The following is a 12165-nucleotide window of genomic DNA, read 5'->3' as shown; positions in this document are numbered from 1 at the left end:
CGTCTCTGACCGTCCCGCATCTCCAGCATGGTTTTGTCCGGATGACGCAACGCTCATGGGGCCCGAAACTTAACCCAGCACCAACGAATTTTACTGGAAATTTCTTGGGCAAAGATTAAATTGTGCTATTAAAAATCTGCATAAAAAAGGAGGGGCCGAAGCCCCTCCCCTCCTGATCAGATCAAGCGATCAGATCAGTCAGCAGCGGCGAAGGCCTGCATGAAGGCGGACGCGGTGCGCTGGTTGTTCTGAGTGGCGAAGGAGTTGGTGGACAACGTCGCTGTGGCAGAACCGTTGGCGGTCGCAGAAGAATTATCCTGCGTGCCGGTGGACTTGAACGCTTCCAGGCGATCCAGGTTCACGGTGAAGCTGGAGGCCTCATCGGCGTTCACGCTGGCGATGGCACCCAGACCTTCGATGGCGACAGAACTGTCACTGACAGTGCTGGTCTGACCGACGGACTGCTGATAGCCAGCCTCATACGCTGCGTTGAAAGCAGCGGTCCAGGATGCACCACCCGTGGTGTCGTTGGTGCTATTCGCGGCTTCCAGAGCGGAATTCACGATGGCACCCAGCTGACCTTCCTGACCGATGGCGGTCACAGAATCCTCAGTGGACTGGAAGTCACCTTTGATGATTCCTGTCGCTGAAGACTCGTTCGCCGTGGAGGAACTGTTGGTGATGACGTTGTTGTAAGCAGAGCTATAGCTGGAGTTATAGTTCTGGTTATAAGATTGTGTATAAGCGTTCTTGAACTGTTTGAAGTTGCTCTGCTCGGTCTCGTAAGCAGTCTGACCACCCTCGCCGTAGGAAGCCTGAGCGGAGGCATCCAGATCGACCCAAGAGGTGTCGTAATCAGCAGACCACTGCCAATCACCATTCCGGTCGTAGCTGCCGTAGTTACCGGTTTCGGTAGAGGACAGGTTCGTGGCCGTCGTGGCTTCTTCCCAACCAGTGGAATGGGACTCACGCTGTGCAGTTTCCGTTGCAACCGAGTTGGCGGCAGCAGAAGCGGCCTGGGTGGCAGCAGCGGAGGAGGAGGTGCCGTTGGTCTGCATCATGCTGCTGCCTGCGCCCATCTGCATCACACCCAGGGACAGACCGTCAAATTCCTGAGTCGCAGACACGCTGGCGTTCACACCGATGCTGGTGTTGGAGCCAACGTTGAACTGGTTGGAGGTGCCAACTGCGTTGTTGAAGGTGGCAGTGCCGGCGCCTGAGAAGGTCAGTCCACCGGGGGTGGTGGCGTTGATGATGAACATGCGCTGGGTGGTACCAGACATGTTGGGGTCATCAGATCCAGCGACGCTGTTTGCATTGGCCGCGGCCGGAGCCACGAGCAGCAGAGCTGCAAGAAGAAGAGGTGATTTCATCGTTCAGGGATTGAACATGGAAGGAAGCACAAGACTTCCCCAGCGCAACCTAGCCATCAAAATTGTGTTCGACGAAAAACACCGAAAAGGCTGCAGACTTGCCTGAAATGCCATCAAACGCGGCGAAAACCGAAAGCAAACATTAAAAAAGGAGGGGCCGAAGCCCCTCCCCTCCTGATCAGATCAAGCGATCAGATCAGTCAGCAGCGGCGAAGGCCTGCATGAAGGCGGACGCGGTGCGCTGGTTGTTCTGAGTCGCGAAGGAGTTGGTGGACAACGTCGCTGTGGCAGAACCGTTGGCGGTCGCAGAAGAATTATCCTGCGTGCCGGTGGACTTGAACGCCTCCAGACGATCCAGGTTCACGGTGAAGCTGGAAGCCTCATCGGCGTTCACGCTGGCGATGGCACCCAGACCTTCGATGGCAACCTGACTGTCGCTGACAGTGCTGGTCTGACCGACGGACTGCTGATAGCCAGCCTCATACGCTGCGTTGAAAGCAGCGGTCCAGGATGCACCACCGGTGGTGTCGTTGGTGCTGTTCGCGGCTGCCAAAGCGGAGGACACGATGGCACCCAGCTGACCTTCCTGACCGATGGCGGTCACAGAATCCTCAGTGGACTGGAAATCACCTTTGATGATTCCGGTCGCTGACGACTCGGTAGCCGTGGAGGAACTGTTGGTGATGACGTTGTTGTAAGCAGAGCTATAGCTGGAGTTATAGTTCTGGTTATAAGATTGTGTATAAGCGTTTTTGAACTGCTTGAAGTTGCTCTGCTCGGTCTCATAAGCAGTCTGGCCGTCAGTTCCATAGGAAGCCTGAGCGGTGGCATCCAGATCGCCCCAGGAGCTGTCGTAATCAGCAGACCACTGCCAATCACCATTCCGGTCGTAGCTGCCGTAGTTACCGGTTTCGGTAGAGGACAGGTTCGTCGCCGTCGTGGCATCTTCCCAGCCAGTGGCATGGGACTCGCGCTGAGCAGTTTCCGTTGCAACCGAGTTGGCGGCAGCGGAAGCGGCCTGGGTGGCAGCAGCGGAGGAGGAGGTGCCGTTGGTCTGCATCAGGCTGCTGCCTGCACCCATCTGCATCACACCCAGGGACAGACCGTCAAATTCCTGAGTCGCAGACACGCTGGCGTTCACACCGATGCTGGTGTTGGAGCCGACGTTGAACTGGTTGGAGGTGCCAACTGCGTTGTTGAAGGTGGCAGTACCGGCACCCGAGAAGGTCAGTCCACCGGGGGTGGTGGCGTTGATGATGAACATGCGCTGGGTGGTACCAGACATGTTGGGGTCATCAGATCCAGCGACGCTGTTTGCATTGGCCGCGGCCGGAGCCACGAGCAGCAGAGCTGCAAGAAGAAGAGGTGATTTCATGATTCAGGGATTGAACATGCAGGGACGGATGTACTGTCCCGAAAAAAATCTAGCCAGAGAAGCGAAAACTGACAAAACGCAGGGATACAGGGGGCATTAAAAAAATATCAAGCCCTTTCTTAAGTATTTATTTAGGGACACTGTACGATTTGTTTCTGCTTGTCTTCAACTGACGTGTACCTCCCTGAGTCTTGATTTCAGTCCAGAATTCCTTTCCTGGATCAATCTGGATGGGCCCAAGCGGGCTGGCTGCTGTTGACAGGCCACGGACTGGTCGGCCTTCTCCAGGTCGAAAGGCATTCGAATGGACACCAGGAGTGAACGTATATTGAGGGCAAAGATTGTCTGGATTATTCCCCTCAGGATCGGTCAACTTACAGGGCCTGGCTTGAACCTGACAGCAAAGAAGAGGAAGCAAGAGGGCTAGAGAAAAAAGCCCGCGCGAATCAAGGTTTTTCATTAAAGAGAATTCTGCAGAACATTTTTAAAGGTGGCACCTGCCTGTTCTTCTTGATAAAGCATTTCTTCAGTTTGTGCATCGCAATAAAATGTAGCCTGGCCTTGAGTATGCTGACTTGCGAATAAACATTGGAATTCGTATCCAGAATCACTCAAACAATCAATCAAGCTACCAGGAATGAGCGTACAGGAATAGTCTTTACTCGTCTCAATATTTGTGCACGACCCAGTGTAATCTTTGTTGCTTGTGCAGTAAGCATTAAATCCATCAAAGAGTGACTGTGAACGAGCCGCATGACCACTCAAATCAAAAATGGCTGCCAAGCAGAGCAGTCCTGATAACGGGATCGTTTGATGAATTGTCATCGTTTTCAGCTACGTGTGGTTTGTGGAACCTTTGGCGGAAGACTCTGCTGCTGTGGACGCTGTGGAGCCATCCGACGTGGTGGTGGTGCTGCCGCTCTCGAAGAGGGAGGCTTGGGGCCCAGCACATTGGTGGCACACTTTTCAAGAAGTGGATACAACTCAGGGTCGACTTTGATTCCATCCCGCTGCAAGGAAGCACAGGCACGAATCATGGAAAGCTGGGTGGAAATCTCACGGTCTTGGACAATCAAGGATGCCAAGCGATTACAAGAGCGTTGCGCAGGCGAACCGAATGGGAAGACCAAACCAGCATTGATCGAATAGTTGTTAGCTTCATTGCCACTTGTTGAAATGGCATCAAAGGAATCAAGTTCATTTTCTCCATAGTTCCCACCCAGGAAGAGAGTTGGCGTTCGGCAAAAAATTCCAGGGCCAAACCCAACTTCATTCTGGTAAGCGTTATTGGTTTGATAATTGATATTGGTACCGCCAGTCGTTGTTGAAGATGCTGAAGGTGCCGCAGAGTTGGTCAGCGACGAACTGTTGTTTGTCTGCTGAGCAAGAATTGGCTTCACAGACAGTGGTGCCAGGATAGTCAGTGTGGCAGAGACTGCGATAAGTAGGCCGACTCGCCGGTCGCTGGTCATGACAGACTGGGTGTCCAACAGTTTTGATTATAGAAGGGAAAACAGTTCTTGCACTGCTAAGAGTTCATGGAATGTATCGCCGTCACCAATGACTGACGGCCAGCGCACTGCAAAGAAGCAAGTGTCATGCTAGGTCACAATAGGATTGCTCAACCAGTCAGATTGAATCACTGAGGTTCTGGAGATTCAAAGTTTTCCCGCAGGGTGTTCAGGAAAGAACTGGTGCCGTCACTCACCGTGATGGTCATGGTATGGGTCGCTGTCGCAGACGCTGTGCCAATACTGGGTTGACCGTCAGGCTCCGTTGTAGTCAGTGCAGAACGGAAACTTGTGCCAGTATCCAGAAGAAACTGGTTGTTGGCAGTAATTCCACTCAGAACGACATTGGAGCCTGTGGGCGTCGTGGTAAACACAGCACTTGTGCTACCACCGACATCACCAGCTGTGTTGGTTAAGAAGCTATCTTCCTTCAGATTCAGAACTGCCTCTGTCTCAACCCTTAAGTTCGGGGTTGCATCAGCAGATGTCTGGGTTCCGTATGTGGATTGAATCGCGTATTGAAAAACGCGATTCGTACCTGAATTGGTCGACGTTCTTTCAAGAATCTGAGCTTCTGAAGCCGCAGCTCCTAAGACAGAAACAGCAAGAACAAAAGTGAAGCGAAGCATGATTCTTCTAACCAACATGAGAACTCAGAAGCTCTGAGCAAACGTGTTGACGAAGGAATTCGCGTTGATATCAATGTTGGTGGTGGTGGAAAGGCTTGCGTTAGCACCTGTATTGCCACTCACCAGATCATCATTGGTCACGTAAGGACAAGCCTTGTCATGAGTCGGCTGACAAGCTTCAAGACCGTTGATGTTCGGGAACACTGTGGCAAAGAAGCTGGCTTCGCCTGGGGCTGTTGCACTGCCTGGATCAATGTTCAAGAGCACCGCTGCGCCCATACCGATGATATCGGCATTGCCTGAGGCGTACTGAGTTCCTTCCTGCAACTCAATCGTGCCGCCACTGACACCAGAATCGCCATCAGGGGTAATGCTTCCATCATCGCCGTTGGCGGCCAGATTACTGATGTTGATGGTGGTTTGACCAAGAGCATTATCACCGATGTCGCTATTGATCGCGACAGACGATGGAATCAGAACTGTGCGACTGACACCCGTCAGACCCTTCGAAAGAGTGAGATTGGAAGCAGCACCGAAACTGGTTGTGTTGCCAACCGCCAGTGATGTTCTACTTCCGTTCGTCACGGAAAGATTCTGTGTCGTTCCCTTCTCGGGAGCAGTGACAGTGATTCCTGCCTGGGTGATCTGAGCCTGAGCAGGAGAAAGGGCTGAAGCAAAGAGTGCTGAGGCAACAGAAGCTGCAACCACACCAGAAATCTTGAGGCCTGAGATTGCGAACATCGTCCTAAGTCTCAAATGAGATTGAAGAGATCCGAAAGCCCTCAGACCCTATAACCAGTTCAGAAAGAACTAGAGCAGGGGGAGCTATTCAGGGTCGACACACCGGAGGATAGTTGGCATGTGGCACCGCTGGGTGACATCTGCCAGAGACCTTCACCATTTATCCAGGTTCTTGTATTCATCGCCGCAAGAAACGCCTTTGAAGCAGACTTAGTTGAAGTATCGTCGCGAAATGTTGGACTGCCACTCGGAGAACTGACAGCAGTCATTTGATTCATTCGTGCTTCGAGTGCTGCAATCCTTGAAGCCATTGCCACAGATTGTGCAGCGGTTGGACGCGTGATGGCAGGCAAGCCAACCTGTGGAGCAGCAGTCGTACATCCAGTAGGACCGCACTGTGCACTGACAGGAGATGGATTTGCAAATAATGCAGAAGCAGCACAAATCAGGGATGCACCACGGCACAACCGGCTGCTAAAGATCGCCATCGATGCTCTCCGGAAGATCCGACTCACGCTAACCGGAACATCAGAATGCGTATGCAGATCATGCTTTATTGACATTGAATCTCAAGGTTTTCTTCACTTTTAGGTCGCCTTGGCCTGGTCAATTCATTCGTTCACACGCTTCAGACATCAGGTCATCCCAACCCTTTGACTCAGATCTCCTGAGCAGATGAAGCGTTGGGTACCAAGGAGATCGACTGCAAAAACCGCCCCATCTCCAGCCAGCACGTTCGGGAAGCAGAAGAATGGTTGGACTGCTCAAGCTTCCAGCCAGATGTGCTGGGCCACTGTCATCGCAGATCACCCAGTCACAGAGGGTGATCAAGGCTGCCATGTGCTCCAGGCGCACTTCATGGGACACCTCGTTTTGGCACGAGACAAAGCGGTCAGCAAAACGGCAGTGACGAAGTTGTTCAGCACCGAATCCCTTTTGCAGGGATACGAGACGCACACCAGGTCGCTGTGCGATGGCTGCAAACGCATTGAGTGGAATGTCTGAAGAAACTCTTTCGCGAGAGGCTTGTAACGCGGAACCATTCCAGTTGATACCGATCAAGCGTTCACCACTCCCGAGATCAAGTCTCTTCCGCCAGACCTCAACCAGAGCAGGGTCAGCTCTTAAACAGGGGGCAGCAAGATCAGGCTGTTGGTCACAGGCGCCAAAAACAGCAGGGGCATCCTGCAACGGAAGAATCCACTCGGAAGGTGGAGAGGTGAGCTCTCCGATCGGATGAACCTCGATCGGTGCCTGGAAGCTGTCTCTGAGAAGGCGCAGCACCGGAGGCTGAACATACAAATGAACAGGTCGACTGAGTGCTGTCGTAATCCAAGGTGCATAACGACTGAACAACAGTGAGTCGCCCAGAGTTCCATCCGACGCCAAGATCAGTGGAGGCACCTCTGAGGCAGTATCAGCGATCCCACGGAGCTCGAAAGCATCCGCGGATGGCAGCGACAGATCCGCCCTGCGGCTCGCTGAGCAAAACCGAAACCCATTGGTCCAGTTCCCACACAACAACTGCAACTCACCCCACTGCGCGAGAAGCTGGCGCGATGCGGGCTGATCCAATCGAGCCTTCTGGAGCAGCTCGTCAGCCATGTCAAGACGGTTCTGATCGAGGCAGACCCCTGCCAGCAATCGGGCGACAGGCCAAGGCAAGGCCTGCGGATCAGAGCTGAGAGCGATCGAAGTTTTCAGATGCTCATAGGCCTCACGTTCCCGAAACTGGCGTTGCAAGGCAGCAGCAAGAACGGCGTGGGCAATGGCTGAAGAGCGCTCCTGAAGACAGGACTGAGCTAAACAGCAGGCGAGCTCAGACTCCTTCAGCTCAACGGCACAGATGGACAGCAACTCAAGGACTTCCGAATCACAGGTCTGGCCGAACCAGGATTCAATATGTGAACGAGCTTCCAGAAAGCACTCCTGAAGCATCAGCTGTCGGAGGACAGCGATGCGGGAAGACTGCGACTTCGGCCCACGCTTGAGCAACACCTCAAACAGCTTTGCTGCCGTTTGCTTCCGCCCGAGGTGATCGGCTGTCTCTGACTGCCTGAGCAGTTCTGTTTCGTCTGCCGATGGGTGGTCGAGCCAAAGGTCGCGGTAGACAAGCGACTCTTCCAGTCTCTGCTGAGACTCACAGAGATTGGCCAGATCCCGATAGACCTCGGCTACATCAGTTTTTGATTGAGCCAGGAGCTTGAGGATGGGCTCTGCCTGGCTCAGATTTCCCCGTGCCAGACAGGGGAGAACATGCTGCAAATAAAGAGACTGATGCGATCGGGAAGCAGACGCTTCATCGGCATCGATGCCATGAGGGTTGCCCGCGTGCTCGGGAACGCCCTGTTTTTCAGACCTACCAAAGCCTTTGGCAATGCCAGGGCGGCCCATTTGGAGAATGATTGTTTTCCGAGTCTAGGTAAAAAGCTGTCATAGACATCTCTATTGAGTCCGAACAGGCCCAAACAGAGCAAAGACTGTGACGATCGACAAGTCGGCACACTCCAAGCGGTTGTCAGAAGCTTGGGCTGATGGGTTTGTGAGGAATGACAAACGCAGCAACCTTTTATGCAAAGACTGCTTCCTGTGTTGACTAAAGCTCACCAAACTCTAAGATTTTATAGTCATGGATAGCAATCGCCCAGCCTCGCGGTTAGCTTCCAAATTAGTGCCCATCAGGTCATGGCCCTCACCCTCGAAATCACAAGCAGCGCTAGCGAATTGCTGAATGGTGAAACCGCGACCTTCACCTTTAACTTCAGCGAGGAGCTTGTATTAAACGAAACAAGTGCTTTTACAAGCTCAGATATTTCAGCAAAAACTGATGATGGCATCAGCCTAGGTAATTTTACTGACCTTCAACAGAGCGAAGCCGATCCAACCATATACACTGCGACGTTCACTCCAACCGAGAACCTGATCGCCAGTGGCAATGTCTTCATTGCTTTCAATTCTGTTAGAACAGTCTCAGGTGAAGGCTGGGAAAACAGAGATGCATTGGCCCCAGTTAGTATTATCACAAAAACAATCTATGCCCTGAGCAATTCAGAAGGGACGTCTGACGCCATAACACTGGAAGAAGGAACTGAAGATTCTGCAAATCCAATCACATTCAAGATCAGTCGGTCCGGCGATACAAGAGCAGCCGGCTCCGTAAACTGGAATGTTATTGCAGATGACAGCGTTTCAACAACAGTAGCGCTGGCGGATGCATCGGACTTCTCACCCGAAGCAACACAACTCCCTGGAGGAGTTGTTAACTTCGCCGAAAATCAAACAGATCAGACGATCATCGTTAATATCTCTCAGGACAAAACATATGAAGCCAATGAGATCTTTCGCCTGGCACTATCAGAAGCATCAACAGCAAACGGTTCGCCCTCTGAAATTCCAGCAGAGCAATCCAGCATTGATGTCACTCTGACGACAGATGATCCAGACAGCATTGACCCAGTGATCACTTCCGGTGATAAAGCTGGAGAAGATGGCTTCATCCAAGAGAATTCGCATCACAACGAAATCATCTACCGCGCGACAGCAACAGATACAAGCGACCAGATCTTAACTCCTTCGTCAGCAAACATAACATTTTCCCTCAAAGAAGAGGATTTCAATGCCCAAAACGACAGCGAACTATTCAGCATCGACGAACTGACGGGCGACGTGCGTCTGACTTTTGACCCAGACTTCGAAAACCCGAAGGATGCAGGCAGCAATCCAGATATAGCCGACAATATCTACGGTTTTGTTGTCGTCGCCACCGACCAAGCAGGCAACACAGCAGAAAAGCGAGTTTCGCTGGAAGTTCAAGATATTCAATTGGCTCCTATCGCCACATCGCCGAGCAGAGTGAGCATCAATGAGAATACAGGAGCCCCTCAGCCAATTTACACCACACAAATAGAAGATTATCCATACCCAATGATGTACGGCTTGAAGAATGTTAATGACAGCGAGAGTTTCACGATTGACGTATCCACTGGCATCGTTTCCCTTAAGTCGACTGAATTTCCTGATTTTGAAACCAAAAATTCCTACAACTTCACTGTCACGCTGAATGGTGAAGAGGGTAACAGCGAAAAGGCAGTGGCCCTCACGATCAATAACGTTGATGAAGCTGCAGCCATCACTGGCAATCTCACCGCCTCCACCGATGAAGACACCTCCGTCACAGGGAAGATTTCAGCAACAGACCCAGAAGGACTCAGTGACGGCAGCTACTTCTCCATTGCAACAAATAATTCTCCTGATAACGGAACAGCATCCATCAATCGTGAGAGTGGTTCTTGGGTTTATTCACCCTCAGCCAACTTTCACGGTTCGGACGATTTCACAGTAACAGTCACAGATGATGGCGGAGGCACGACATCACAACTGATCTCCATCAGCATTAATCCCACACCCGATGCTCCAGTAATCAGCGGTGACCTGTCTGGTACTGGTCTCCCCTTCATCGGTGATCCAGAGAAAGATCAGCCGATCCGAGGCACAATCGAAGTCACGGATCCTGATAATCGGATCGGGACTTCGTCCAGCTTTAAGCTCGTAGAGGGAAGCTCACCGACCTCGACAGGCGGGGCTGCAGCCATTAGCGAGGAGACGGGTTACTGGAGTTATTTCCCTAAAAAAGACTATCGAGGCCCGGATACTTTCGCTGTCCAGATCACGGATGCAACTGGAAGCACGACTGAGCAGACAATTCTGATCAGCGTTGATGACCCTGCGACGAACGAGTCTGCTGCGATCGGAGGTGATATCAGTGGACAAGGTGAGGAAGACTCCACAACCCCGATCACAGGAACACTGACTGCCCTGGATGTCGAAGGTCTGACGAGCGAAAACATCTTCTCGATCAGCCGTGCGGCCAGCAACGGGGATGCGTCCATCGATGCTTCTACTGGAACCTGGAGCTACACCCCCAAGGCCGACTTCAGTGGCACAGATACCTTCACCGTCAGCGTCACCGATGACCAGGGTGGTACGACGGATCAGGCCATCTCCATCACAATTGGTGGGGTGATTGACCCCGTTTCCACTCCAGATCTCACAAACGACAGTGGACGTTCATCAACAGACAACATCACCAATGCCAACAACCCCAGTTTCAGCGGAACCGCTGATTCAGGTGCGGATGTCGAAGTCCGGATCACCACCAGCGGCAATCCGAACACCTCGACAAGCACCTTCAGTCTGGTGGGGGTTGCTAATTCTCTTGGCGTCTGGAATCTGACCCTCGGCGATGACGTCGCCCTCACAGATGGAACCTACACTGTCACGGCAACATCCACGATCGATGGTGAAACTGCCACTTCGGATCCTCTCACTATCACGGTGGACACAACGTCTCCGGTGATCACATCAGGAGCGACTCCAACAGGAGGCGATGACAACGCCGGTAGCCAATCAATCATCTACAAAACAGTCGCTAACGACGCATCGCCGTTGCCGTTGAAGTTCAGCTTGAAACCTGACAACGACGATGATGCAGCCTCCTTCACGATCAATCCCGACTCTGGCGACATCCGTCTGAATTCCCAAAAACCGATCGAAGTTAAGACTGCCTACGCCCTCACGGTCGTGGCAACCGACGCCGCCGGCAATGCAGCTGAGCAGCTGATTGCACTCACCAGAGATGATCTGGGCCAATCTGCTCCACAGAACACTGATCAAACACCTACTTTTGCAGCCACACCTTCGCAACCTGCTTCAAGCCCTTCCTCAGGTGGTGCTGCTAACGGGTCAGCACCTTCGTTTGAAGCCATCCCTCTTGAGACATCTGCTGGCTTTGAGAAGTCACAAAGTGGGGACAGGATCCTCGCGCAGGCCCCGCGTGGAGACGTTTCCATCCCCTCCTCCCAAACGGAAAAACTGAAGGTTCTCGAATCAGCTGATGATGGCATTGAAATTGAGCTGACCGATACTCTCATTGATCTCGACCTCACATCGCGCTCCTCCAATGTTGTTTTTGGAGGACGCAAACTCAAATCCTCCACTGTGCGTTTTGAGGAAGGACTGATAGCCGACTTGGTCAGCACAGCTGAGTTGGTCAAAAAAACCTCCTTCGTGATGACCGAGGGCAAAGACAAGGCCACATTCAATTCCGGCGTGATCAAGAAATCAACCATCGAAGCCGGAGGCGGAAAAGATGACATCTTGATTGGTGAGGATGCGACGCTGACCAACAAGACCATGGTGGATCTTGGGAGTGGCAAGGACAAGCTGACCATCCAAGGCGAGGTCAAGAAGGCCCAGATTGACCTTGGAGATGACAACCAGAAAGACAAAGTTTTTGTCGACTCACTTGATCTGATCACCAAAAAACTTGTCATCAAGAGCTTTGGTCAAAAAGACAAGCTGGTGATTGACGGCGAAACCTACAACAAGTCCGCCATCGAAGACGAAGATCAACGCATCGGCAAGATTCGCGTCCGTTTCCTGGATGCCACCACGAATGGATCCAGCAACAACAACGACAGTTCTGACCTCACAAGCGTGATTGCCAGCAACGGATTCGACTTCCTCTGATCCTCCCG

Annotated in this window: 8 protein-coding genes; 1 reads left to right on the top strand and 7 read right to left on the bottom strand. The window is 52.3% G+C overall.

From position 1 onward, the window contains the following. Positions 1-194: 194 nt before the first annotated feature. The 7 genes from ACJ0G7_RS03260 to ACJ0G7_RS03230 form a co-directional block, all read right to left on the bottom strand. Positions 195-1373, bottom strand: a complete 1179-nt coding sequence (locus ACJ0G7_RS03260) for a hypothetical protein (RefSeq protein ID WP_407395179.1) — start codon at positions 1371-1373, stop codon at positions 195-197. A gap of 196 nt (positions 1374-1569) precedes the next feature. Beyond that, on the bottom strand, positions 1570-2748 hold the full coding sequence (locus ACJ0G7_RS03255) for a hypothetical protein (RefSeq protein ID WP_407395178.1): 1179 nt from the start codon (positions 2746-2748) through the stop codon (positions 1570-1572). Positions 2749-3207: 459 nt separating this feature from the next. Next, the gene (locus ACJ0G7_RS03250; RefSeq protein WP_407395177.1) at positions 3208-3573 is read right to left on the bottom strand and encodes a hypothetical protein; all 366 of its coding nucleotides are present in this window, start codon (positions 3571-3573) and stop codon (positions 3208-3210) included. A gap of 5 nt (positions 3574-3578) precedes the next feature. Continuing rightward, positions 3579-4220, bottom strand: a complete 642-nt coding sequence (locus ACJ0G7_RS03245; protein ID WP_407395176.1) for a hypothetical protein — start codon at positions 4218-4220, stop codon at positions 3579-3581. A gap of 167 nt (positions 4221-4387) precedes the next feature. After that, the gene (locus tag ACJ0G7_RS03240; RefSeq protein ID WP_407395175.1) at positions 4388-4888 is read right to left on the bottom strand and encodes a hypothetical protein; all 501 of its coding nucleotides are present in this window, start codon (positions 4886-4888) and stop codon (positions 4388-4390) included. 24 nt (positions 4889-4912) lie between these two features. Further along, positions 4913-5629, bottom strand: coding sequence for a hypothetical protein (locus ACJ0G7_RS03235; protein ID WP_052378269.1), 717 nt, complete (start codon positions 5627-5629; stop codon positions 4913-4915). A 606-nt stretch (positions 5630-6235) separates the two neighbouring features. Then, the gene (locus ACJ0G7_RS03230; RefSeq protein WP_407395174.1) at positions 6236-8023 is read right to left on the bottom strand and encodes a glycosyltransferase family 9 protein; all 1788 of its coding nucleotides are present in this window, start codon (positions 8021-8023) and stop codon (positions 6236-6238) included. 291 nt (positions 8024-8314) lie between these two features. On the opposite strand from ACJ0G7_RS03230, the gene ACJ0G7_RS03225 reads away from it, so the two are divergent. After that, positions 8315-12157 carry a tandem-95 repeat protein gene (locus tag ACJ0G7_RS03225; RefSeq protein ID WP_407395173.1) on the top strand — a complete coding sequence of 1281 codons (3843 nt, stop codon included), beginning with the start codon at positions 8315-8317 and terminating at the stop codon, positions 12155-12157. Positions 12158-12165: the final 8 nt, after the last annotated feature.

The organism is Parasynechococcus sp., assembly GCF_045559935.1.
In the GTDB taxonomy this organism is placed as follows: domain Bacteria; phylum Cyanobacteriota; class Cyanobacteriia; order PCC-6307; family Cyanobiaceae; genus Parasynechococcus.
Note: the sequence above shows the minus strand (reverse complement) of the source record. Positions and strands in the feature narration are given on the sequence as shown.